This is a genomic window from Nonomuraea salmonea, from assembly GCF_042428605.1.
Taxonomy (GTDB): domain Bacteria; phylum Actinomycetota; class Actinomycetes; order Streptosporangiales; family Streptosporangiaceae; genus Nonomuraea; species Nonomuraea salmonea.
Genome location: NZ_JBHMCF010000042.1, coordinates 182,054 through 204,806, shown reverse-complemented (window position 1 = coordinate 204,806; position 22,753 = coordinate 182,054). Strand labels below are relative to the sequence as shown.

The following is a 22,753-nucleotide window of genomic DNA, read 5'->3' as shown; positions in this document are numbered from 1 at the left end:
ACCGGATGCAGATCGAGTACGTGCGGCTCTCCCCGGACGACACCGAGGCGCTGGTCGCCTTCCTGATGGCCGACCCCTGGCCGTTCCACGCCGGGGTGCAGGATCCCGAGGCGATCAGGAAGCGGGTCGCCGACGGGGTCTACGACGACGCTGACAACCGGACGTTCTGGCAGATCGCCGACGGGGAGCGGGCCGGGCTGGTCAGGCTGACCGACCTCAGCGACGCGACGCCCATGTTCGACCTGCGGATCCTGCCCCGCTTCCGGGGGCGCGGGCTGGGCAAGGACGCGGTGCGCTGGCTCACGGCCTACCTGTTCGACGCCTTCCCGCAGATCCAGCGGGTCGAGGGGCAGACGCGGGGCGACAACGTGACGATGCGGGCCGTCTTCCGCGCGTGCGGCTACGTCAAGGAGGCCCACTACCGCGAGGCGTGGCCGGCGCCCGACGGGTCGGCCCACGACTCGATCGCCTACGCGATCCTGCGCCGCGACTGGGTCTCCGGCACGGTGACCCCGCTCGTCTGGGACGACGAGCCCGTACGCCGCTGACCCGCCTGTCTGGGACGACGACGAGCCGGCCGACCTGCTTCCGGCTCCGCCCGGAGGCCCGCGCGGGCCTCCGGGCGGTGGGCGTTTCAGTCCATGTCGATGTCGTCGAGCAGCCTGAGCAGCCGTGACAGGACGTGCAGGCAGGTCTCGATCTCGGCTTCCGTGAGGTCGCCGCCCGCCTGGCGGAGCACCGTACGCTCGCGCTCCATCACCGCCTCGATGGCGGCCCGCCCCTCCTCCGTCAGCCGGATCAGCGACGAACGCTTGTGCGCCGGGTTGGGCGCGGTCTCGACCAGGCCCCGCGCGGCGGCGTCGTTCGTCATGCGCTGGACGAACTGGCGGCTCAGCGCCTGCTCCCTGCCCATCTGCGGCACGGTCATGGGGCCGTGCTCGCGCAGCATGTTGAGCACCGCCCGCACCCCGACCGACAGGCCCTCGATGGGCGCGTCCTGCTCCACCTTGCGCTGGGCGCGCCGGTAGAGGGGGCCCACGAGGTCGAAGACCTCGGTGAGACGGTCGGTCGGTGGCGTTCCTCGTGTCTCGCTCACTCCTCCATCATGACACCTGAGTTGTCATTCTCGCGCCAACATGACACCTTGGTTGTCATGAAGGATCTGTTCTGGACCGAGAACGGCACCGGCAAGCCCGTCGTCCTGCTGCACGGCGGCTTCCTCGACCACACGATGTGGAACGACCAGATCTCGGCGCTCTCCGACCGCTACCGGGTCATCGCGTACGACGCCCGCGGCCACGGCCGCTCCGCCAACGCCACGGGGCCGTACCGGCTCACCGACGACCTCGCCGCCCTGCTGCGGCACCTCGGCACCGGGCCTGCCGTGCTGGTGGGAGTCTCCATGGGCGCGGGACTCGCGGTGGACACGGCCTTGGAGCACCCTGAGCTGGTCAGCGCCCTGGTGGCAACGGGGGCGGGAACGAGCGAGCCGTACTTCGAGGACCCGTGGACCCGGCAGGCCATGACCGCCTGGCACGCCGCGATGGCCGCCGGCGACCTGGAAGGCTCGATCGAGGGCTTCCTGACGGTCGGCTTGGGCCCGTACCGCGACCTCACGGAGCTCGACCCGGAAATACCGCGACGCCTGCGAGCGATGGCGCGAGCCACGATGAGCAAGCACACGGCAGACGAACCCAACCACGTCATCCTGCTGAAGGACACCTGGCACCGCATAAGGGAGATCAAGGTCCCAGTGCTGGCCATCCACGGCGCCGCCGACTCCCCCGACCACGTGGCAATGGCCGAACGCCTCGCCACCACGGTCGTCAACGGCCGCTCGGTGACCATCGACGGCGCCGCCCACTACCCGAACATGGAACGCCCGGACACCTACAACAAGCTCTTGGAGGACTTCCTCACCTCCCTGTGAGGCACCCGCTCACCAGGCGCGACGGTACAGCTCCTTCGGCGGAAGGGGATGGTGAGAGCCCTCACACGGCTCGCTACGACGGCCCGGCCGGCCCTCCCCCGGCCCCCTGAGGTGCGCGCTCGCCCGGTGCGAGGTGCGGCATCTTGGGTGGGGAGGGAGTAGGGGGCCCTTACACGACGTGAGCCGGCGCCTGCCCTTTCCCGGTCGTCGGACGGGGAGGGCGGGCGCCGGTGCCGGTGGGTTCAGCGGGTGTCGGATTCGTTGTCTGCGAGGGCGGCGCGGCCGGCTTCCAATCTGGCCACCGGGATGCGGAACGGGGAGCAGGAGACGTAGTCCAAGCCCACATCGTGGCAGAAGTGGACCGAGTCCGGGTCGCCGCCGTGTTCGCCGCAGATGCCGAGGTGGAGGTCGGGGCGCGCGGCGCGGCCCTCGGCCACCGCGATCTCGATGAGGCGGCCGACGCCCTCCCTGTCGATGCTCTCGAACGGCGAGACGCCGAAGATGCCGAGGTCGAGGTAGCGGTGGAAGAACGAGGACTCCACGTCGTCGCGGGAGAAGCCCCACGCCATCTGGGTCAGGTCGTTGGTGCCGAAGGAGAAGAACTCGGCGGCCTCGGCGATCTGGCCCGCGGTGAGCGCCGCCCTCGGCACCTCGATCATGGTGCCGATCAGCGCCTCCACGCCGGCCTCCGCGAGGATCTTGACGGCCTCCTCGCGTACGGACTCCAGCTCCTGCACCGCCGCCACCAGCGGGATCATGATCTCGGGACGCGCGCCGGGCACCTCGGCGGCGGCCTGGGCGATGGCCTTGACCTGCATCGCGAACAGCCCTGGGATGACCAGGCCGAGCCGCACGCCGCGCAGCCCCAGCATCGGGTTCTGCTCGTGCAGGCGCTTGACGGCGCTCAGCAGCCGCCGGTCCTTGCCGGTGGCCTCCTGGGTGGCGGCCTTGATCGACAGCTCCACCAGGTCGGGCAGGAACTCGTGCAGCGGCGGGTCGATGAGCCGGATCGTCACGGGCACGCCGTCCATCGCCTGGAAGATGCCGATGAAGTCGGACTTCTGCAGCGGCTCCAGGGCGTCCAGCGCGGCCTGACGCTCCTCGTCGGTGGTGGCGAGCACCAGGTCCTCCACGAGCTGCCGCCGCTCCCCGAGGAACATGTGCTCCGTACGGCAGAGCCCGATGCCCTGCGCGCCGAAGCGGCGGGCGCGGGCGGCGTCGTCGGGGGTGTCGGCGTTGGCGCGCACCCCGAGCCGGCGTACGCCGTCGGCGTGCCGCATGATCCGGTCCACGGCCTTGACCAGGTCGTCGGCGGGCTCGGCGGCGCCTTCGAAGTACTCGACCACGGCCGACGGCACGACCGGCACCTCGCCCAGGAAGACCTCGCCGGTGCGGCCGTCGATGGAGATGACCTCGCCCTCGGAGACCTCGACGCCGCCGGGCGCGACGAAGCGCCGCTCGGCGGGGAGCACCTCCAGCTCCTCGGCCCCGCACACGCAGGTCTTGCCCATGCCGCGGGCGACGACGGCGGCGTGCGAGGTCTTGCCGCCGCGGCTGGTCAGGATGCCCCTGGCGGCGATCATGCCGGCCAGGTCGTCGGGGTTGGTCTCGCGGCGGACGAGGATGACGTCCTCGCCCTGCTCGGCCAGCTCGACCGCGCGCTCGGAGGAGAAGACGGCCTTGCCGACGGCGGCGCCCGGGGAGGCGTTCATGCCCTTGGCGATCTTCTTCTTCTCGGCGCCGCCGTCGAAGCGGGGGAACATGAGCTGCGCGAGCTGGTCGCCGGTGACCCGGGTGACGGCCTCGTCCATGGTGATCAGGCCCTGGTCGACGAGCTGCGTGGCGATGCGGAACGCCGCCGCGGCGGTGCGCTTGCCGACCCGCGTCTGGAGCATCCACAGCTTGCCGCGCTCGATGGTGAACTCGATGTCACAGAGGTCGCGGTAGTGGTTCTCCAGCGTCTCCATGATGGCGAGCAGCTCGCGGTAGGAGCTCGGGTCGATGCGTTCGAGGTCCTGCAGCGGGATGGTGTTGCGGATGCCGGCGACGACGTCCTCGCCCTGGGCGTTCTGCAGGTAGTCGCCGTAGATGCCCTGCTGGCCCGAGCCGGGGTCGCGGGTGAAGGCGACGCCGGTGCCGGAGTCGTCGCCGTAGTTGCCGAAGACCATGGCCATGATGTTGACGGCGGTGCCGAGGTCGGCGGGGATGCGTTCCTGGCGGCGGTAGAGGATGGCGCGCGGCGCGTTCCACGAGTCGAAGACGGCCATGACGGCCAGGCGCATCTGCTCGCGCGGGTCGGCGGGGAAGTCCGCGCCGGTCTGCTCGCGCACGATCCCCTTGTACGTCTCCACCAGCTGCTGCAGCTCGCCCGCGTCCAGGTCGGTGTCCTGGCGCCGCCCCTTCAGCCGGTCGAGCGCGCCCTCGAACAGGTCACCGTCGATGTCGAGCACGGTCTTGCCGAACATCTGGATGAGCCTGCGGTAGGAGTCCCAGGCGAAGCGGTCGTTGCCGCCCGCCTGCTTGGCGAGGCCGTGCACCGACTCGTCGTTGAGCCCGATGTTGAGCACCGTCTCCATCATCCCGGGCATGGAGAACTTCGCCCCTGAACGTACGCTCACCAGCAGCGGGTCGTCGGCCTGGCCGAGCTTCCTGCCCATCGTCGACTCCAGCGCCGCGAGGTGCCCCGCGACCTCCTGCTCCAGCCCGTCCGGCAGGGAGCCTTCCGCCAGGTAGTGGCGGCACGCGTCGGCGGTGATCGTGAATCCAGGGGGAACCGGCAGCCCGAGGTTCGTCATCTCGGCGAGGTTCGCGCCCTTACCGCCGAGCAGATCTTTGAGATTCCTGTTGCCCTCGGTGAAATCGTAAACGTATTTGGCCACCACAGCTCCAATCGAACGCCTCTGAACCGGACTCTACCGGTGAAATTGATGATGAAACTGCACCCCTCCGTTAAGTCGATGTTTGTGCTGGTGAACACGGTGCGACAGGTCTAATCCAATTTTAAGAACCGTGGTCGTAAAATTGGATTAGACCAGTGGTTTACACCAATTCTTGAGAAAGGCGGACAGCCGATGCAGAATCACGTCACACCTCCACCAGGAGGCCCCATGGCACTCCCGCCAGGCCGGGAAAAGGGCAAGGCCCGGCCCGCCGAGCTCGCCCGGCGGGCCGGCGGCTCGGCGATCTTCCTGGATGAGCGGTGACCGTCGCCACGTTCGTAGCGGTCAACCCGGGTGTGGGAGCACGGGGCCTACCCGCAGGGCGCGCCGCCCGCGCTGGCTGACGGTGCCGCAGGACGCCTGCGAGCTGGTCGTCAACGGGCCGCGCATCGTCGTGTTCGTGCTGCCTGTACTGGCCTTCCTTGTCACCCGCGCGCTGTGCGGGCGGTGCTCAGGGGGTTGATCTCCGGGGGCGCGTCGCCGGCGCCTTCTCGGGGCGGCAGCCAGAGCACGAACGTGGCGCCCTGGCCGAGCCTGGAGAAGACCGCCACCCTGCCCCCGTGCGACTCCACGATCTGCCGCACGATGGCCAGGCCCAGGCCCGTGTGGCGGTCGCGGCGGCTGGCCTCGCCGCGCCAGAACCGGTCGAACACCCGCGCCTGGTCCGCCTCGCGCAGCCCGGGGCCGTCGTCGCGGACCGCCGCCCACAACCAGCCGCCCGCACGCCCGGCCGCCACTTTGATCGTGCCGCCCGGGGGCGAGAGGCGGACGGCGTTCGACAGCAGGTTCGCCACCGAGCGGCGCAGCGCGTCGGCGTCGCCGATCATCTCCAGGCCCGTCCCGAGCTCCCTGACGATCGTCACGTCGCGCGCGGCGGCCGGAGCCGCGTACTCCTCGCACGCCTCCCCCGCCACCCAGGCCAGGTCGACCTCCGTGTCCGCGAACGCCGTGCCCTGCCGCCGCGCCGTCGCCAGCAGGTCCTCCACCAGCGTCGTCATCCGGGTCGTCGCGCGGTCCACGATGGCGACCGCCCGCGCCCGCTCCTCCTCGCTGGCGTCGGGGGCGGCAAGGACGGCGTCCACGTTCGCCCTGATGATGGTCAGCGGGTTGCGCAGCTCGTGCGAGGCGTCGTCGATGAGCTGCCGCTGCGCGCTGAACGCCTCCTCCAGCCGGTCGAGCATCGTGTCGATGGTGTCGGCCAGGTCCTTCAGCTCGTCGCGCGGGCCGTCCAGCTTGATGCGCCGCTTCAGGTCGGTGGCCTGGATCTCCTCCGTCGTACGCGTGATCGACCGCACCGGCCGCAGCACCCGGCCCGACAGCACCCAGCCGATGCCGAGGCTGGCGACGTACAGGCCGGCCAGGGTGAGCAGCGAATACTTGCGCAGCGCCGCCATCGTCTCGACGTTGACCGCGTTCTCGACCTCCTCCACGAACACCACCTCGCGCCTGCCGAGGTACTGGTTGCCGCTGTAGGTCTTCGCGAACTCCGTCGAGACGGGGCGCTGCTCCGTCGTCTTCGACACGGCGAAGTAGATGCCGCCGAGCACCAGCGTGGCCAGCACGAACAGCAGGCCCGAGTAGAGCACCGTGAGCCTGAAGCGGATGGTGTGGATCATGACGCCGGCTCCTTGAGCCGGTAGCCCCGGCTGATCACGGTCTCGATCAGGCCGTCCTCCTGGAGCTTGCGGCGCAGGTTGCCGACCGTGACCCGCACGGTGTTGGTGAACGGGTCGGCGTGCTCGTCCCAGACGTGTTCGAGCAGCTCCTCCGTGGAGACGACGTGGCCCGGGCGGGTCATCAGGTAGTGCAGCACGCCGTACTCCTTCGGTGTGAGCGCCAGCGCGCGGCCGTCCAGCGACACCTCCAGCCTGGCCGTGTCGATGCGCAGGCCGCCCACCTCCAGCACCGCCGTGCCGCCCGTCGCGTCCCTGCGCAGCAGCGCGCGCACCCTGGCCAGCAACTCGGGGAACGCGAACGGCTTGACCAGGTAGTCGTCGGCCCCCTCGTCCAGGCCCCGCACCCGGTCGTCCAGGCGGTCGCGGGCGGTCACCATGATGATCCGCACGCCCTGGCCCGCCGCGCGTACCGACCGGCACAGCTGGAAACCGTCGCCGCCGGGCAGGTTGAGGTCGAGCAGCACCAGGTCGTAGGTGTTGACCTGCAGCTTCTCGTGCGCGGCCGGGGCGTCGAAGGCGACGTCCACCGCGTACCCGGCCCGGACCAGGCCGACGCGCATGGCGTCGACCAGGTCCTCTTCGTCCTCCACCACCAGCAGTCGCATGTCTTGCACCCTAATTTCGGATGATGCGTTCGGCGATGGGCGCCGCCCTGTCGATCGGGATGGCGAAGCCGATGCCGATGTTGCCGCCGCCCCGGCTCGCGGCGATCGCCGTGTTCACGCCGACGACCTCGCCCTGGGCGTTCACCAGGGGGCCGCCCGAGTTGCCGGGGTTGATCGAGGCGTCGGTCTGCACCGCCGTACGGCGGGAGTCGCCCAGGCGTACCTCGCGGTCGAGCGCGCTGACGATGCCGGACGTGACCGTACCCGACAGGCCCAGCGGCGACCCGATCGCCAGCACCTGGTCGCCCACCGCCAGCTCGGACGACCGGCCCAGCGTGGCGGGCGTCAACTCGCCGGGATGATCCACTTCCAGGACGGCCAGGTCCTCGCCCCGGTCCGCCCCGGCCACCCGCGCGGTGAGCCGGGTCCCGTCGGCGAGCACCACCGTCACCTGCGTACTGCCCGCGACCACGTGCGCGTTGGTGAGGATGTGCCCCTGGCCGTCCACCACGAACCCGGACCCTCCTGAGGTCCCCGTCTCGATGGACACCACGCTCGGCAGCACCCGCGCCGCCGTCGCGCTGAGCCCCGTGAGCGGCGCGGAGGGGGCAGGGGCCACCCGGGGCAACGCCGCCGGCGCAGCGGGTTGCTCACCCATCCGCGCCCCCGCGAGACCCCCCGCCACCCCACCCGCCATCCCGGCCACGGCCCCGGCGACGACAGCGACCAACGCCGCCGCCGCCAGCACCCGCCCCCGAGAGAGGCCGCCTCCAGACGACCCACCCGCCGCCACAGGCGAGCCCCCGGCGGGCAGCGAGCCAGGGGAAGCCCTGCCCATGAGCGAGGAGCCCCCCAGGGCCGCGCCGTGGGAAGCCCTGCCCATGGACGAAGAGTCCTCCAGGGCCGCGCCGTGGGAAGCCCTGCCCATGGACGAAGAGTCCTCCAGGGCCGCGCCGTGGGAAGCCCTGCCCATGGACGTAGAGCCCGCTGAGGGCCCACCTACGGGCGCCGCTCCGGAGGAGGAGCCTCCCTCCGGAAGCGCGCCCCAGGAAGCCGTGCCGCTGAATGCGAAACCGGTCGGCGACGTACCTCCCCCCGAGGCGCGGTGTCTGGACGGGGGCGGCGCGGAGCTGAGGAGGTGCCCCGCACCCAGCCCAGCACCCAGCCCCGCCCGCACACCGGCCCCCGCACCCAGCCCAGGGCCGGCGGCGGGCCCCGCTTCCGCGCGGGGTCTCAGGGCGGCTGAGCCGGGCTCTGTGTCCGCTCCGCTCTTCAGGCCCGGTGCGTGAGCGGGTCGTGGGGCGGTGTCGCCCGTCCCACCGGCATCTGTGCCGGTGGTGGGGCGGCGGAAGGGGTTGCGGGGGCGTCTTGGGGAGGGGGATGCGGGGGCGGTGGGCCGCTTGGGAGGGGGTGGGGTGGTGAAGGAGGGGCCGTTGGGGGTGCCGAGACCTTTCATGGGAGCCTCGAGAACCAGAGCAGCGACGTCACCGCCGCCATCAGGCCGAAGATCAGGCCCGCTGCCACGAACCACTGCCAGACCTCCTGACGTTCGGTGCGGTAGCCGACCGAGGTGCCGATGTCCTCGTAGACGGCCTGCAACTCGTCCCCGCTCGCGGCCTCGTAGAAGCCGCCGCCCGCGGACTCGGCGAGGCTCCGCAGGGCGGGCCCGTCCACGGGGACCGGCACGTCGCGGCCGGACAGGCTGATGACGCCGTCCGCGGTGCCGTACGCGATGGTGGTGACGGGGACGCCACGGGAGGACGCCTCGGTGGCGGCGTCACTGACCGTGCGGCCGGTGGTGCTGGAGCCGTCCGACAGCAGCACGATGTGCGCGGGCGGCGCCTCCTCCTCGGTGTCGAGCGCGGCGATGGCCTCAAGCGAGGTGAAGACGGCCTCGCCGATGGCGGTGCCCGAGTCGGTGCCGAGGCGCTCCAGCGCGTACAGGACGGCCTGCCGGTCGGTGGTGGGCGGCACGGCGACGGAGGCCGAGCCGGAGAACGACACCAGCCCGAGGTTGAAGCGTTCGGGCAACCCCTGAACGAACTGGGTGGCCGCCGCCTTGGCCGCCTCGAACCGGTTGGGCGCGACGTCGGTGGCCCCCATGGACGCGGACACGTCGAACGCCACCATGATCGTCGCCCGTTCCCTGGGCACCCGCACCTCGGCTGTCGGCCGGGCGAAGCCGATGACGAGCAGCGCGAACATGAGCAGCAGCGCCGCCGCAGGGACGTGCCTGCGCCAGCCGGGCCGGCGCGGCGCGACCTTGTCGAGCAGGTCGTAGTTGGCGAAGCGGACGGCGTAGGAGGTGCGGCTGCGCAGCGCCATGACGGCGTACGTGACCGCGAGCAGCGCCACCGGGACGAGCAGCAGCAGCCAGAGGGGCGCGATGAGGCTCACGCTACCCCGCCTCCTCCCATGGGTGCCCCGGTGTGCCGGGTGTGGCCGGCGGCGAGCGAGGCCATCTTGCGCTGCCGCATGACGTGCTGGACGAGGTCGCGCACCCAGTCCCGGTCGGTACGCAGCCGCAGATGCGCGGCCCCAGCCCGGCGCAGCGCACCGGAGACGGCGTCCCGCTGCGCGAGCGCGGCCTCGGCGTACCTGCGGCGCAGCCGGGCGCTGCCGGTGGCGACCTCGCGCCGCCGCCCGGACTCGGGGTCGATCAGCGTGAGGATGCCGACGTCCGGCAGGGTCAGCTCGCGCGGGTCGATCACCTCCACGGCCAGCACCTGGTGGCGGGCGGTGAGGCGGCGCAGCGGCGGCTCCCAGGTCGCCGGCGTGTCGAGGAAGTCCGACACGACGACGACCAGCCCGCGCCGCCTGGTGACCCGCCCGAGTTGCTCGGCCGCGACGCCGAGCAGCGGCTCGGCCACGCCCGGCGGGGTGCGCGGCAGCGCGAACGCCGCCTGCAGCAGCGCCATCAGGTGCGGCCTGCCCGTCCTGGCGGGCAGCGTCCTGACCCCGCCGCCATGCAGAAGGTGCACGCCGATGCGGTTGCCGGTGCGCTGGGTGAGGAAGCCGATCGCCGCCAGGGCCGACAGTGCGAGCTCGCGCTTCTCCATGGCGACGGTGCCGAAGTCCATGCTGGCGGTGGCGTCGAGCAGCGCCCAGATCTCCAGCTCGCGGTCCGCGACCAGGTCACGGACGTGGGGCTCGTTCGTACGCGCGGTGACGTTCCAGTCCATGCGCCGCACGTCGTCGCCCGGCCGGTACGCCCGCGACTCCGCCGGCTCGCTGCCAGGACCGGGCACCAGTCCCAGATGCTCGCCTTGGAGCAGCCCATCGAGTCTCCTCGTGATCGTCAGCTCGAGTCTGCGCAGGGCGGGCTCGGCCATCAGGTACGGCTTCATGCGGCGTCCGTCCGCTGCTGGGGCGCGATGACCGGCAGCGGCACGGCGGCCAGCACCCGGTCCACGACCTGGCGGGGCATGACCCCGTCGGCCAGCGCGTCGAAGGAGAGCACGAGCCGGTGGGCCATGACGTCGTGCGCGAGGTCGCGTACGTCCTCGGGCAGCACGTAGTCGCGCCCGCGCAGCAGGGCGAGCCCGCGGCCGGCGGCCAGCAGGCCGAGCGTGGCCCTGGGGCTGGCGCCGAAGGCGAGGTGCCGGCCCACGTCGGGGATGCCGTACCGGTCGGGGTCGCGGGTGGCGTAGACGAGGCGGACGGCGTACTCGGCGACCGCGTGGTGCACGAAGACCTCCTGGGCCCTGCGCTGCAGCGCGACGACCTCCTCAGGGCCGAGGACGCTCTGGGGCGCGGGCGGGTCCACGCTCATGCGGTAGACGATCGCCAGCTCCTCCGATTCGCTGGGATAGTCCACGTCGATCTTCATGAGGAAGCGGTCGCGCTGCGCCTCGGGCAGGTGGTAGACGCCCTCGGACTCGATGGGGTTCTGGGTGGCCAGCACCAGGAAGGGCCGGGGCACCTCGTACGTGGTGCCGCCGATGCTGACCTGGTGCTCGGCCATGATCTCCAGCAGCGCCGACTGCACCTTGGCGGGCGCCCGGTTGATCTCGTCGGCGAGCAGCAGGTTGACCATGACGGGCCCGAGCTCGACGTCGAAGGTCTCGCTGGAGGGCCGGTAGATCCTGGTGCCGACGATGTCGGCGGGCACCAGGTCGGGGGTGAACTGGATGCGCGCGAACGTGCCTCCGACGACCGTGGCGGTGGTCTCGGCGGCCAGCGTTTTGGCGATGCCCGGCACACCTTCGAGCAGGCAGTGTCCCTTGGCGAGGACGGCGACGAGCAGCCGCTCGACCATGTGGTCCTGGCCGACGATGACGCGCTTGATCTCGAACAGGGCGCGTTCGAGGAGTGTGGGGTCGGTCATGGCTGCACGCTTCCGCGCTGGCAGTCGTCCACGACGACGCGCAGTTCCAGGGCGGACGGTTCGGGGTCGGCGAACGCGGCGCCGCCCGTCATCATCAGCGCGGCGGCGGCGAGCAAGACAAGAGCGAAACGTGGTGTACGCATGAATTCCTCGTCCCTCGGATCGGCCGTGATCGGCTTAGGACGAATGTCATCAAGTCACCGCGAAAACCAGCGTAACCGTCGCCTTTATACGATTTTTCGGTGGAAAACCCCAGGTCAGCAGTCCCATGGACAGCGCGAAGGGCCGCCCGCCGAACGGTGAGCGGCCCTTCCGAGACCTCGTGGATCAGTCGTTGAGGTGCTGGCGCAGGTAGGACTCGACCCCGTCGATGGAGATGCGCTCCTGGCGCATCGAGTCGCGCTCGCGGATCGTCACCGCGTTGTCCTCAAGGGTGTCGAAGTCGACCGTGATGCAGAACGGCGTGCCGATCTCGTCCTGGCGGCGGTAGCGGCGGCCGATCGCGCCCGCGTCGTCGAACTCGACGTTCCAGCGGCGGCGCAGCTGCGCGGCGAGGTCGCGGGCCTTCGGCGACAGGTCGGCGTTGCGCGACAGCGGCAGCACCGCGGCCTTGACCGGCGCGAGCCGGTGGTCGAGCCGCATGACCGTGCGCTTCTCCATGACACCCTTGGCGTTGGGCGCCTCGTCCTCGCTGTAGGCGTCGAGCAGGAACGTCAGCGTGGCGCGGTCGACACCCGCCGCCGGCTCGATGACGTAGGGGACGTAGCGCTCGCCGCTGTCCTGCTCGAAGAAGCTGAGGTCGACGCCGGAGGCCTTGGCGTGGGCCGACAGGTCGAAGTCGGTGCGGTTGGCGATGCCCTCCAGCTCACCCCACTCCGAGCCGGTGAAGTTGAAGCGGTATTCGACGTCGACCGTGCGCTTGGAGTAGTGGGACAGCTTCTCCTGCGGGTGCTCGTAGAGGCGCAGGTTGTCCTTGTTGATGCCCAGATCGGAGTACCAGCGGAAGCGCTCGTCGATCCAGTATTGGTGCCACTCCTCGTCGGTGCCGGGCTTGACGAAGAACTCCATCTCCATCTGCTCGAACTCGCGGGTGCGGAAGATGAAGTTGCCCGGCGTGATCTCGTTGCGGAACGACTTGCCGATCTGGCCGATGCCGAACGGGATCTTCTTGCGCGCCGACTGCTGCACGTTGAGGTAGTTGATGAAGATGCCCTGCGCGGTCTCGGGCCGCAGCCAGGCCAGGCCCGACTCGTCCTCGACCGGGCCGAGGAAGGTCTTGAGCAGGCCGCTGAACTGCCGGGGCTCGGTGAAGGTGCCCTTGTTGCCGCAGTTGGGGCAGGTGATGTCGGCCAGGCCGCCCTCGGGCTCCTTGCCGTTCTTCTCCTCGTAGGCCTCGAGGAGGTGGTCGGCGCGGAAGCGCTTGTGGCAGGACAGGCATTCGGTCAGCGGGTCGGTGAAGGTGTCGACGTGGCCGCTCGCGCGCCACACCTCGGGCGCCAGGATGACCGAGGAGTCGAGGCCCACCACGTCGTCGCGGGACTGGACCATCGACAGCCACCACTGCCGCTTGACGTTGTTCTTCAGCTCGACGCCCAGTGGACCGTAGTCCCACGACGCGCGCAGTCCGCCGTAGATCTCGCTCGACGGGTAGACGAGCCCGCGGCGCTTGGCGAGGCTGACGATGGTGTCCATGACGTCGGTGCGTCGTGCCATTTTGGTTGGTTCTCTTTCCGGCTGGAGGTCGGCGAAAGAAATTTCGATGAGCTCCCAGCTTAGGGCACGGTCGGCCGCCCTCGCGCGCGTCTGATCGCTACGTCCCGTCCGGGGTGTCACGGGCCTCATGGGCGTCATGGGCGTCCTGGGTGTAGACGTCCTCGAACGCGCTGGGTTCGTTGAGCATGAGGATCATCAGCGGATACATCACCATTTTGGCGGCCGACAGCGCCCTGCGGTAGAAGCCGGCGCCCTCCCATTCCGTGACCAGCGCCCACAGGTTGGGCTCGTCGACCGAGCGGGCCAGCCGGCCGCGCTGGTAGCCCGGCTGCTGTGCGAAGGTGTCGAGAATGGTGTGGCCCTGCTTGACGAAGTCCTGCGACTGGGACTCTGGAACGGTGTATCGGATCACGGCGAGCACCCGACCAGCCTAGAGGCGCGGGCCCCACGAGTCGCGCGAACTCCCGTAGGCTTCGCGGCGTGGCCCCTGAGAAGAGGCGCGCGGACAAGCGCGACGACGTCACCGGCGGCAAGCGCCCGCTCCCGCCGGGCGAGCAGTTCTTCACGCCGGGTGCGACCGGCCTGCGCGAGGCGGTGGAGCGGCGCAGCGCGGTGCCGATGGCCTGGATGTTCACCCAGCTGCCCCGGTGGGTGGCGCCGGCGCTGATGGTGCTCCTGCTGCTGGCCGGCTTCGCGGTGACCAACCCGCTGGGCGGCCTGGCGGTGCTGCCGGTGATCGCGTTCATCGGCTGGCTGGCCTACCTGTCGTGGCCGTCGCTGGGCGCCAGCGGGAAGCTGTTGCGGGTCGCCATGCTGACGTTCCTCGTCCTGCTGGCGGCGACCCGCTTCGGCGCCTTCTAGCCCTCCCCTGGCAGCAGCGTGTAGCCGGGGAAGTTGCCGGGCAGGCGCTCGCCGTCCTGGCCGCTCGTGGCGGCGCGGACGAGCAGCTCGCCGCCGACGAACGCGCCGCGCCACGACGCGCCGAGCCCGCCGAACAGCTCGTCGCGGTCCCCGCGCGAGCGCGGCCGGTTGTGACCGACCTTGAAGGCCCGCACCTCGGGGGCCAGCCGCCGGAACGTCGCCTCCTCCTCGCACGACAGGGTGGCGACCAGGGCGCCGTTGCTGGCGTTCATCGCGGCCAGCAGCTCGGCCTCGGTGTCGACCAGCACCATCGTGTCCACGGGGCCGAACGGCTCGGCGTGGTGCAGCGGTGAGGAGGGCGGCGGGTTGAGCAGCGCCGTCGGCGCGAAATACGCCGAAATATCCTGCCCCGGCAGGAAATGTCCGTCGTCGAGCGACGCCCGATACACCGGCACCCCTCCCCTGGCCACCGCCTCGTCCACCTGGTCGGCCAGTTCCTTGGCCTTAGAGGCGTTGATCAGCGGCCCGAAGTCCAGCTCGGGCAGCGGGTCGTCGGCATCGGCCACGGCCAGCGGATGGCCGAAGCGCAGCGACCCCACGGCCTCCAGGTAGGCGGCCAGGAACTCGTGGAAGAGCGAGCGCTGCACGACGAAGCGCGGGTAGGCGGTGCAGCGCTGCTTGCCGTAATCGAAGGAGGCGCGGATCTGCCTCGTGAGCAGGTCCCAGTCGCCGTACTCCCAGACGCCCCAGCAGTTGAGCCCCTCCTGCTCCAGCACGTGCCGCCGGCCGAGACCCCTGAGCCCGGCCAGCGAGGTCGCCACCTTCGCCCCGGCGTCCCTGCCTCCGACGAACGACACGCACCCCAGCGACGTGGAGCCGACGAGCACCGGCGACAGCTCCGCCCCTCCTCCGCTGACCAGCGTGAACGGCAGCCCCTCCCGCACGGCCAGCGCGCAGGCCAGGGTGAGGCAGCACAGGCCGCCGTCGGTGGGCGTCTTGGCGATCACCGCGTTGCCGGCCAGCGCCTGCACGAGCATGGCGTGCATGAGCACGCTCATCGGGTAGTTCCAGCTCGCGATGTTGCTGACCGGGCCCGGCAGCGGGGTGCGCCCGTCCACCATGCGGTCGATCTCCTCGACGTACCAGCGCACGCCGTCCAGGCAGCGGTCCACGTCGGCGCAGGCCGTCTTCCACGGCTTGCCGATCTCCCAGACCAGCAGCAGGGCGAGCAGGTCGCGGTGGGCGGCCATCGACTCGACGGCCGCCGACACCATGGCCTTGCGCTCGGCGAGCGGCGTGTGCCGCCAGCGCCGGTGCTCCTCCACCGCGCCCGCCACCGCCCGGCCGGCGCCCGCCCTGTCGAGTCTGGGCAGCCCCGCGATGGCGGTGCCGTCGAGGGGCGAGAAGCCGGGCACCGGCCGCCCGTCGCGGTGCCAGATGCCGCCCCAGTGATTCAGCACGCGGTCGTCGTGGAAGGCCTCGGGTGCGACGGAGCAGCACCGCTCGTACGCCTCCCGCCACGACGTGCCCGGCTTGAGCCGCATGTCCATCCCTCCCTAGTCCGACCAGTCGGCGGTGATGAGCTCGGGCAGCGGCTCGAACTCCTTGATGGCTTCGAGTGAGGGCCCCATGGCGGCGTTCGCCTCGCGTTCCACCATCACCTCCACCAGCACCGGCAGCCGCTCGCGCGCCGCCTCGGCGCTCGCCCAGGCCAGTGCGTCGCGGATGTCGCCGGGCAGCTCCACGCGGCGCGCCGGGCAGCCGAACGCCTCCATCGCCTTGACATGGTCGATGCCGCCCTCCCCGTAGTGCAGATCGACGGCGTAGTTCATCCCGTACGGCAGCTCCGCCTGCCTGATGAGCCCGAGGTACTCGTTGTTGATCATGACGATGACGAACGGCACCCGATACTGCGCCGCCACCGCCACCTCCTCCATGAGGAACTGGAAGGAGTAGTCGCCGACCACGGCCACGACCTGCCGCTCGGGATGGGCGAGCTTGACGCCCATCGCGGCGGGCACCTCCCAGCCGAGCGGCCCCGCCTGCCCGCAGACCAGGTAGCGGCGCGGCAGGTACGTCGTCTGGAACTGGCCCGACCAGATCTGGTAGAGCCCGATCGCGGTGACGAACGTGGTGTCGCGCGGGAAGTACTCGTTGATCTCCCTGAACACCCTGGGCGGCTTGATCGGCACCTCGTCGAAGTCGTCCCTGCGGGTCAGGGTGCCGCGCAGCTCGCCGACCCTGCGCACCCACGCGGACGGCTCGCGCGGCGCTCCGCGGCGGCGCGCCTCGTCGCGTAACGCGGCGAGCACCGGCCTGGCGTGCCCGACGACGCCGAGATCGGGCTCGAAGACCCGGCCGATCTGCAGCGGGTCGATGTCCACGTGCACGAACTTCCGCCCGCGCCGGTAGACGTCGAGGTCGCCGGTGTGCCGGTCGCCGAAGCGGGCGCCGACGGCCAGCACCAGGTCGCTCTCCAGGAACGCGGCGTTGCCCCACCGCGTCTGTGTCTGGATGCCGGCCATCCCGGCGAACAGCGGGTGGTCCTCGGGGAATGCGCCCTTGCCCATGAGCGTCACCTGCACCGGCACCTGAAGGTGCTCGGCCAGCGCGCGCAGCTCGTCGCACGCCTCGGCGATGATCACGCCGCCGCCGGCCAGGATGATCGGCCGCCTGGCCCCCTCGACGAGGTCCATGGCCGCGCGCACGGACTGCGGCAGCGGCTCGGGCACGGGGACGGGCAGCGGCGCGTCCAGCTCGCGGTCGTACAGGCAGGTGCCGCGCTGCACGTCGATCGGCAGGTCGATGAGCACGGGCCCGGGCCGTCCCGAGCGGGCGATCCTGAACGCCTCCCTGAACACCCACGGCGCCTGCGCCGGCTCCTTGAGCTGCACCGCCCACTTGGTCACCGGCTTGGCGATCTCCACGATGTCGACCGCCTGGAACGCCTCCTGGTGCAGCTTGGAGCTGACCGCCTGGCCGGTGACGCAGATCAGCGGGATCGAGTCGGCCAGCGCCGTGTAGAGCCCGGTGATCATGTTGGTGCCGGCCGGGCCGGACGTGCCGATGCAGACGCCGACGTTGCCGGTCACCCGCGCCCAGCCGTCGGCCGCGTGGGTGCCGCCCTCCTCGTGCCGTACGGTGACGTGCCGGATCGAGCTGTGCTGGAGCGCGGCGTACAGCGGCAGGATGGCCGCGCCGGGAATGCCGAAGACCGTGTCCACGCCCTCCGACTCCAGCACCGCGACCACGGCCTCCATGCAGGGCATTCGCTTCATCAGATACCTCCGTGGAAACCCCCGCCTTCAGACGGGGAAGAATCGGACCCCTGCGGAGCAGGACAGGGGCAGCCGATGCGCCGTCAGGTGAAACGGCGTATCGAACACACGCGCGACCTTTGGGTGATCGTTCGGTAGCATGTGAGGCGTGGCGCAGATCGTGAAGCGTGCTCGCCGCCGGGCTCGCGGAGCGCTGAAACGCCTGTGGAGCTGGTGTAAGACCTCAACGAGAGTCCTCTCGGACGGGGCGACCGGCGGTGAAGCAGGAAGCCTCACGGGCGACCGTGGGAATTCCCCTCGTGCACGAGGGGAAGATGTCAAGCAGCGTTCAGCCTTTCGATCACCTTGAGCAGGGCGGAGTGGTCGAGCGAGCCGTGCCCCTGGGCCCTGGCCGCCGCGACGAGCTGGGCGACCTGCCCGGTGAGCGGCAGGCTGACCCCGGCGGCGCGGGCCGCGGCGAGGGCGATGCCCATGTCCTTGTGGTGCAGGTCGATGCGGAAGCCGGGGGCGAACTCCCGCTTGACCATGGTGTGCCGCTTGAGGTCGAGGATCCGCGAGCCGGCCAGGCCGCCCGCGAGCACGTCGAGCCCGGCCGCGGGATCGACGCCCGACGCCTCCAGCAGCACGATCGCCTCGGACACGAGGCCGTAGATGCCGCCCACGACGAGCTGGTTGGCCGCCTTGACGGTCTGTCCCGCCCCCGCCGGGCCCACGTGCACGATGGTCGTGCCGAGGCGCTCCAGGACCGGTCTGGCCGCCTCCACGTCCTCGGGGGCGCCGCCGACCATGATGGACAGGGTGCCGTCCACGGCGCCGCGCTCGCCGCCGCTGACGGGGGCGTCCACCGCCCGTACGCCGACGGCCGCCGCCTTCCTCGCCACCTCGCGGGAGGTCTCCGGCTTGATCGTGCTCATGTCGACGTAGAGCAGGTTCGGTTTGCCGTACTCGACGACGAGCGGCGCGACCTCCTCCACCTGCGGCGAGTCGGGCAGCATGGTGACCACGACGTCGGCGCCCGCCACCGCGTCCACCACGCCCGACGCGCCCTTGCCGCCCAGCTCGGCCAGCCGCCGCACGCGCTCGGCGCTGACGTCGTAGCCGGTCACCGCGAATCCGGCCTTGAGGAGGTTGGCCGCCATCGGGCTGCCCATGATCCCCAAGCCGATGAAGCCGATGTTCATGCTCGCCTCCAGTCGAACGCGCCCGGCCCCTCGTGCCGGTACTCCAGGCCGACGTGCCCGCGGTAGCCCGCCGCCGCCGCCAGCCGCGCGAAGATCTCCCCGTACGGCATCCGCCCGCTGCCCGGCGCTCCCCTGCCGGGGTCGTCGGCGATCTGCACGTGCCCGAACCGGTCCGCGTGCCGGTCGATGAGCGCGAGCACGTCCTCGCCCATCCTGTGCAGGTGGTAGAGGTCGGCGAGGAAGGCCACGTTCGCCCGGTCCACCTGCTCGATGAGCTCGAAGGCGGCCTGTGACGAGGTGATCGGGTAGCGCGGGTTCTCGTGACTGTTGAGGGCTTCGACGACGACGGTCGCGCCGATCCCGGCCGCCGCGTCGGCCGCCCTGCGCAGGTTGACCACGGCCAGGTCCCTGTCGGTGCCGGGGCCGTTGCCGTACAAGGCGTTGAGCACCGTGCAGCCCAGCTCGCCGGCCAGGCGGACGGCGGCGTCGATGTTCACCTGGAAGCGGGCCGAGCCGTCCGGCCTGGCCAGCAGGCCGCGCTCGCCCGCCGCCATGTCGCCGGCGTCGAAGTTGAGTCCCACCAGGCGCACGCCCGCGTCCTCGACGGCTTGGCGCAGGGCGGCCAGCTCGGCCCCGCTGGGGTCGGGCCCGCCGAACGGCCACCACAGCTCGACCGCGTCGAACCCGGCCTTGGCCGCCGCGGCCGGGCGCTCCAGCAGCGGCAGGCCGGTGAACAGGATCGACAGGTTGACGTCGAAGGTCAGCCCTTCGGGAACGCGGGTCACGAGGCGGCCGCCCTGGACAGGGCCGAGCGCAGCAGGCGGGCCGTCTCCGACGGCGTCTTCCCCACCCGTACGCCGACCGCCTCCAGCGCCTCCTTCTTGGCCTGCGCCGTCCCCGACGACCCGGACACGATCGCGCCCGCGTGCCCCATCGTCTTGCCCTCGGGCGCGGTGAACCCGGCCACGTACGCGACGACGGGCTTGGTGACGTTGGCGGCGATGTAGGCGGCGGCCCGCTCCTCGGCGTCGCCGCCGATCTCGCCGATCATGACGATGGCGTCGGTGCCGGGGTCGTCCTGGAACGCCTGGAGGCAGTCGATGTGCGTGGTGCCGACGACCGGGTCGCCGCCGATGCCGACGGCGGTGGAGAAGCCGAGGTCGCGCAGCTCGTACATGAGCTGGTACGTCAGCGTGCCCGACTTGGAGACCAGCCCGATGCGGCCGGAGGAGGTGATGTCGGCGGGGATGATCCCGGCCGACGACTGCCCGGGGCTGATGAGCCCGGGGCAGTTGGGCCCGATGATCCTGGTACGCCCGCGCGCCAGCGCACGGAACCGGACCGCGTCGTGCACCGGCACGCCCTCGGTGATGACCACGCAGAGCGGCACGCCCGCCTCGACCGCCTCCTCCACGGCGCCGGCCGTGAAGCGCGGCGGCACGAAGACGACCGACACGTCCGCCCCGGTCTCGGCGACGGCCTCGGCCACCGAGCCGAACACCGGCACCGTCCGCTCGCCGAAGTCCACCGCGCTGCCGCCCTTGCCGGGGGTCACGCCGGCCACCACGTCGGTCCCCGCGGCGAGCATGCGGGCCGTGTGCCTGCGGCCCTCCGCGCCCGTCATGCCCTGCACGAGCACCCGGCTGTCCTTGGTGAGAAAGATCGCCATTTACGCACCTGCCGCGAGTCTGGCCGCCATCTCGGCGGCGCCGTCCATGGTGGAGACCTGGCGGACCGCCGGGTGCCGGGCGTCGCTGAGGATGCGCCGGCCCACCTCGGCGTTGTTGCCGTCCAGCCGTACGACGATGGGCCTGCCCTGGCCGCGCTCGCCGAGGAGTTCGAGTGCGGTGACGATGCCGTTGGCCACCGCGTCGCAGGCCGTGATGCCGCCGAAGACGTTGACCAGCACCGACCGTACGTCGGGGTCGGCCAGGATGATCTCCAGTCCGTCGGCCATGACCTGGGCGGAGGCGCCGCCGCCGATGTCGAGGAAGTTGGCCGGGTCCGCGCCGGCGCCCGCCACCACGTCGAGGGTGCTCATGACGAGCCCCGCGCCGTTGCCGATCACGCCGACCGTGCCGTCCAGCTTCACGTAGTTGAGCCCCTTGGCCCTGGCGCGGGCCTCCAGGCTGTCGGACTGCTCGGCGTACCGCTCCCTGTCGTGCCGGAAGGCGGCGTTGTCGTCGAGCGTGACCTTGCCGTCGAGCGCCATGATGCGCTGGTCGGTGGTGCAGATCAGCGGGTTCACCTCGACGAGCAGGGCGTCCTCCGCGACCAGCACGTGCCACAGCTGCTCCAGCACCTCGGCGGTCGCTTCGGGCAGGCCCGCCTTGGCCGCCAGTTGCCGCGCGGTGTCGGCGTCCACCCCTGTCGCCGGGTCGATCGGCAGTTTCACGATGGCGTCGGGGTCGCGGGCCGCCAGTTCCTCGATCTCCATGCCGCCCTGCGCCGACACCATGGCCAGGAACGCCCCTTCGGCACGGTCCACCAGGAAGGCCGCGTAATACTCCTCGAACGGCACGGTCGCGGCCTCCACCAGCACCCGGTGCGCCGTGTGTCCCTTGATGTCCATGCCGATCACGCGCTCGGCCTCCGCCTGGGCCGCGGCCGGCCCCGCCGCCGGTCTGATGCCGCCCGCCTTGCCGCGTCCACCGGTCTTCACCTGGGCCTTGATGACAACGGGCGTGTCCAGCTCGGCCGCGATCGCGCGGGCCTCGGCCGGGGTGGCCGCGACCCGGCCCGCGGGGACCGGGATCCCGTGACGCCCGAAGAGCTCCTTCGCCTGGTACTCGTACAGGTCCATTCGAGCCTCCTTTGTAGACGGTATACCGTATGGAGTATTCCTCGTCTAGGGTCTCGACAGGCACCTGTCTTCTGGATATTCCATACAGTATGGAGAATGCAATAAAGGACTGGCGGGGGCGTTCGTACCTCCCCGGGCCCGTCCCAGCAGACCGCGTCCGCATGTTCCGGCTGGCCCTGGCCTCGATGGCGGTGATCAGCCCGCTCCAGTACGGCTACGCCGCCCTGCACACGGGTCAGGCCGGCGGCCTGACGCTGCTCGCCGTCTGGATCGCCTGCCAGGCCGCGGGCGCGCTGCCCGCGCTCCACCTCGTACGCCGCCGGCGCCTCGGCGTGCGGACCTGCCTGGCGGCCGGAGCCGCGCTCACAGGTCTCGGCCTGGCCACCGCGGGGCTCACCTCGGGACTCACCTCGGGGCTGTCCCCCGCCGCGCTCGCCGGGTACGCCGTGCTCGGCGGCCTCGGCGCGGGCCTGGTGTACGGCGTCTGCGGCGAGGTCGTCTCCTCCTGGTACCCCGAGCGCCCCGCCGCCCGCGTCGGCCTCATCACCGGCGCCTTCGGCTACGGCGCCGTCCCCCTGCTGCTGTGGGCCGGCGTGTTCCCCGCCATGACAGGACCGGCGTTCCTCATCATGGCCGCGGTCGCGACGGCCGTGCTGGCCACCGCCGCCCGGCACCTGCGGCTGTCCCCGGCGCTGTGGTGGCCGCTGGACGTGGACCCGCGCAGCCACGCGCTCGACGCCTCCCGCCTGCGCACGGCTCCGGAGGCGGTCAAGCAGTTCGGCATCGCGCAGGCGCTGCGCACCCGCACGCTGCCGGCGCTCGCGCTGATGCTGGTCTGCGCGGGCGCGGTGTCGGTGCTCGACGTGATCGTGGTCGCGGGCACCGGCGCGTGGGGCGCGGTGGCCCTGCTCGTCGCGCTGAACGGCGCGGGCAGGTCGGTCGCCATGCGCGCGTCGGAGCTGCACGGCCGCCGGCGGGTGCTGGCCGCCGTGTTCGGCGCGCTCGCGCTCGGCCAGGTGCTGCTCGCGGTCGCCGTCCAGAACGCCCACGAGCGGCCCGGCGGCACGCTGCTGCTGTGGCTCGGCGCGGTCGCGGCGGGGCTCGGCGGCGGCGCGTTCTACCCGCTGCTGGCCAGCCTCGTCCGCGAGCTGTTCGGCGCCGAGCGGGCCACCGAGATCCACGCGGTGGTCTACAGCGCCAAGGCCGTGGCCGGCGCGGTGGCGGCCGGGCTGGCGTTCGTCGCGCTGAGCGCCCCTGGCGCCGCGCTGCTGGCCGCCGCCGCCCTGGCGGCGCTGCCCGCGCTGGCGACCCCCCGCCTGCGCATCCCCGGGCTGCCCGCCACCATCCCCCTGTGACCGTCCCACTGTGACGCACTGTGATGAGACTCACGGACGAGCGGAACCCCAGGACGGTATGCTGTAGGCAGTCGACCAAAAACCG

General features: G+C 71.6%; 21 protein-coding genes. 4 read left to right on the top strand and 17 right to left on the bottom strand.

The window, feature by feature from the left end; genetic code table 11:
- Nucleotides 1–5 precede the first annotated feature (5 nt).
- Nucleotides 6–548: a GNAT family N-acetyltransferase gene (locus ACFFR3_RS39070; RefSeq protein ID WP_345399392.1), complete on the top strand. Its 543-nt coding sequence runs from the start codon at nt 6–8 to the stop codon at nt 546–548.
- Nucleotides 549–634: 86 nt separating this feature from the next.
- Here the strand turns inward: ACFFR3_RS39070 and ACFFR3_RS39065 are convergent, their stop codons facing one another.
- Nucleotides 635–1,096, bottom strand: a complete 462-nt coding sequence (locus ACFFR3_RS39065) for a MarR family winged helix-turn-helix transcriptional regulator (RefSeq protein ID WP_345399388.1) — start codon at nt 1,094–1,096, stop codon at nt 635–637.
- Between the two features lie 57 nt (nt 1,097–1,153).
- Here ACFFR3_RS39065 and ACFFR3_RS39060 point away from each other — a divergent pair, with 57 nt between their 5' ends.
- On the top strand, nt 1,154–1,930 hold the full coding sequence (locus tag ACFFR3_RS39060; protein WP_379484760.1) for an alpha/beta fold hydrolase: 777 nt from the start codon (nt 1,154–1,156) through the stop codon (nt 1,928–1,930).
- 242 nt (nt 1,931–2,172) lie between these two features.
- Here ACFFR3_RS39060 and ppdK read toward each other — a convergent pair whose 3' ends face one another.
- The 10 genes from ppdK to ACFFR3_RS39010 form a co-directional block, all read right to left on the bottom strand.
- Complete coding sequence (gene ppdK, locus ACFFR3_RS39055; protein WP_345399385.1) at nt 2,173–4,809, bottom strand: pyruvate, phosphate dikinase; 2,637 nt, start codon at nt 4,807–4,809, stop codon at nt 2,173–2,175.
- A 485-nt stretch (nt 4,810–5,294) separates the two neighbouring features.
- Entirely contained in the window at nt 5,295–6,485 is a 1,191-nt protein-coding gene (locus ACFFR3_RS39050) for a sensor histidine kinase (protein ID WP_364377566.1), read from the bottom strand.
- Complete coding sequence (locus ACFFR3_RS39045) at nt 6,482–7,150, bottom strand: response regulator transcription factor (RefSeq protein ID WP_364377568.1); 669 nt, start codon at nt 7,148–7,150, stop codon at nt 6,482–6,484. The genes ACFFR3_RS39050 and ACFFR3_RS39045 overlap by 4 nt, the downstream gene beginning before the upstream one ends.
- A 10-nt stretch (nt 7,151–7,160) precedes the next feature.
- Nucleotides 7,161–8,033: a S1C family serine protease gene (locus ACFFR3_RS39040; protein ID WP_379484759.1), complete on the bottom strand. Its 873-nt coding sequence runs from the start codon at nt 8,031–8,033 to the stop codon at nt 7,161–7,163.
- A 569-nt stretch (nt 8,034–8,602) separates the two neighbouring features.
- A complete protein-coding gene (locus ACFFR3_RS39035) occupies nt 8,603–9,547 on the bottom strand; it encodes a VWA domain-containing protein (RefSeq protein WP_364377570.1) in 945 nt (314 codons plus the stop codon).
- The gene (locus ACFFR3_RS39030) at nt 9,544–10,497 is read right to left on the bottom strand and encodes a DUF58 domain-containing protein (RefSeq protein WP_345399370.1); all 954 of its coding nucleotides are present in this window, start codon (nt 10,495–10,497) and stop codon (nt 9,544–9,546) included. The genes ACFFR3_RS39035 and ACFFR3_RS39030 overlap by 4 nt, the downstream gene beginning before the upstream one ends.
- Nucleotides 10,494–11,477: an AAA family ATPase gene (locus tag ACFFR3_RS39025; RefSeq protein ID WP_364377574.1), complete on the bottom strand. Its 984-nt coding sequence runs from the start codon at nt 11,475–11,477 to the stop codon at nt 10,494–10,496. Before ACFFR3_RS39025 ends, ACFFR3_RS39030 begins: the two co-directional genes overlap by 4 nt.
- Nucleotides 11,474–11,620 (bottom strand): hypothetical protein, encoded by a 147-nt coding sequence (locus tag ACFFR3_RS39020; RefSeq protein WP_345399367.1) that lies wholly within the window; start codon nt 11,618–11,620, stop codon nt 11,474–11,476. Before ACFFR3_RS39020 ends, ACFFR3_RS39025 begins: the two co-directional genes overlap by 4 nt.
- A 184-nt stretch (nt 11,621–11,804) precedes the next feature.
- Complete coding sequence (locus tag ACFFR3_RS39015) at nt 11,805–13,190, bottom strand: glycine--tRNA ligase (protein WP_345399364.1); 1,386 nt, start codon at nt 13,188–13,190, stop codon at nt 11,805–11,807.
- A 97-nt stretch (nt 13,191–13,287) separates the two neighbouring features.
- The gene (locus ACFFR3_RS39010; RefSeq protein WP_364558258.1) at nt 13,288–13,611 is read right to left on the bottom strand and encodes an antibiotic biosynthesis monooxygenase family protein; all 324 of its coding nucleotides are present in this window, start codon (nt 13,609–13,611) and stop codon (nt 13,288–13,290) included.
- A gap of 59 nt (nt 13,612–13,670) precedes the next feature.
- Here ACFFR3_RS39010 and ACFFR3_RS39005 point away from each other — a divergent pair, with 59 nt between their 5' ends.
- Entirely contained in the window at nt 13,671–14,051 is a 381-nt protein-coding gene (locus tag ACFFR3_RS39005) for a DUF6703 family protein (RefSeq protein ID WP_345399358.1), read from the top strand.
- On the opposite strand, the gene ACFFR3_RS39000 is transcribed toward ACFFR3_RS39005, so the two are convergent.
- The 6 genes from ACFFR3_RS39000 to sucC all read right to left on the bottom strand — a co-directional run bounded on the left by ACFFR3_RS39000 (nt 14,048) and on the right by sucC (nt 21,313).
- On the bottom strand, nt 14,048–15,601 hold the full coding sequence (locus ACFFR3_RS39000) for an aldehyde dehydrogenase family protein (protein ID WP_345399355.1): 1,554 nt from the start codon (nt 15,599–15,601) through the stop codon (nt 14,048–14,050). The genes ACFFR3_RS39005 and ACFFR3_RS39000 overlap by 4 nt on opposite strands.
- A gap of 6 nt (nt 15,602–15,607) precedes the next feature.
- A complete protein-coding gene (gene gcl / locus ACFFR3_RS38995) occupies nt 15,608–17,329 on the bottom strand; it encodes a glyoxylate carboligase (protein WP_345399352.1) in 1,722 nt (573 codons plus the stop codon).
- 317 nt (nt 17,330–17,646) lie between these two features.
- On the bottom strand, nt 17,647–18,510 hold the full coding sequence (locus tag ACFFR3_RS38990; RefSeq protein ID WP_345399349.1) for a 2-hydroxy-3-oxopropionate reductase: 864 nt from the start codon (nt 18,508–18,510) through the stop codon (nt 17,647–17,649).
- Nucleotides 18,507–19,295 carry a hydroxypyruvate isomerase family protein gene (locus tag ACFFR3_RS38985; protein ID WP_345399346.1) on the bottom strand — a complete coding sequence of 263 codons (789 nt, stop codon included), beginning with the start codon at nt 19,293–19,295 and terminating at the stop codon, nt 18,507–18,509. The genes ACFFR3_RS38990 and ACFFR3_RS38985 overlap by 4 nt, the downstream gene beginning before the upstream one ends.
- On the bottom strand, nt 19,292–20,179 hold the full coding sequence (sucD, locus tag ACFFR3_RS38980) for a succinate--CoA ligase subunit alpha (protein WP_364377589.1): 888 nt from the start codon (nt 20,177–20,179) through the stop codon (nt 19,292–19,294). Before sucD ends, ACFFR3_RS38985 begins: the two co-directional genes overlap by 4 nt.
- Nucleotides 20,180–21,313 (bottom strand): ADP-forming succinate--CoA ligase subunit beta, encoded by a 1,134-nt coding sequence (gene sucC / locus ACFFR3_RS38975; RefSeq protein ID WP_379484758.1) that lies wholly within the window; start codon nt 21,311–21,313, stop codon nt 20,180–20,182.
- Nucleotides 21,314–21,474: 161 nt separating this feature from the next.
- Here sucC and ACFFR3_RS38970 point away from each other — a divergent pair, with 161 nt between their 5' ends.
- Nucleotides 21,475–22,668 (top strand): MFS transporter, encoded by a 1,194-nt coding sequence (locus ACFFR3_RS38970; RefSeq protein WP_379484757.1) that lies wholly within the window; start codon nt 21,475–21,477, stop codon nt 22,666–22,668.
- The last annotated feature ends 85 nt before the right edge of the window (nt 22,669–22,753 follow it).

Coding starts and splice junctions, on each gene's coding strand:
- sucD (WP_364377589.1), bottom strand. CDS start 20,179: ATGGCGATCTTTCTCACCAAGGACAGCCGGGTGCTCGTGCAGGGCATG.
- ACFFR3_RS38990 (WP_345399349.1), bottom strand. CDS start 18,510: ATGAACATCGGCTTCATCGGCTTGGGGATCATGGGCAGCCCGATGGCG.
- ACFFR3_RS39000 (WP_345399355.1), bottom strand. CDS start 15,601: ATGGACATGCGGCTCAAGCCGGGCACGTCGTGGCGGGAGGCGTACGAG.
- ACFFR3_RS39060 (WP_379484760.1), top strand. CDS start 1,154: ATGAAGGATCTGTTCTGGACCGAGAACGGCACCGGCAAGCCCGTCGTC.
- ACFFR3_RS39020 (WP_345399367.1), bottom strand. CDS start 11,620: ATGCGTACACCACGTTTCGCTCTTGTCTTGCTCGCCGCCGCCGCGCTG.
- ACFFR3_RS39050 (WP_364377566.1), bottom strand. CDS start 6,485: ATGATCCACACCATCCGCTTCAGGCTCACGGTGCTCTACTCGGGCCTG.
- ACFFR3_RS39030 (WP_345399370.1), bottom strand. CDS start 10,497: ATGAAGCCGTACCTGATGGCCGAGCCCGCCCTGCGCAGACTCGAGCTG.
- gcl (WP_345399352.1), bottom strand. CDS start 17,329: ATGAAGCGAATGCCCTGCATGGAGGCCGTGGTCGCGGTGCTGGAGTCG.
- ACFFR3_RS39045 (WP_364377568.1), bottom strand. CDS start 7,150: ATGCGACTGCTGGTGGTGGAGGACGAAGAGGACCTGGTCGACGCCATG.
- ACFFR3_RS39015 (WP_345399364.1), bottom strand. CDS start 13,190: ATGGCACGACGCACCGACGTCATGGACACCATCGTCAGCCTCGCCAAG.
- ACFFR3_RS38970 (WP_379484757.1), top strand. CDS start 21,475: ATGTTCCGGCTGGCCCTGGCCTCGATGGCGGTGATCAGCCCGCTCCAG.
- ACFFR3_RS39025 (WP_364377574.1), bottom strand. CDS start 11,477: ATGACCGACCCCACACTCCTCGAACGCGCCCTGTTCGAGATCAAGCGC.
- ACFFR3_RS39040 (WP_379484759.1), bottom strand. CDS start 8,033: ATGGGCAGGGCTTCCCACGGCGCGGCCCTGGGGGGCTCCTCGCTCATG.
- sucC (WP_379484758.1), bottom strand. CDS start 21,313: ATGGACCTGTACGAGTACCAGGCGAAGGAGCTCTTCGGGCGTCACGGG.
- ACFFR3_RS39070 (WP_345399392.1), top strand. CDS start 6: ATGCAGATCGAGTACGTGCGGCTCTCCCCGGACGACACCGAGGCGCTG.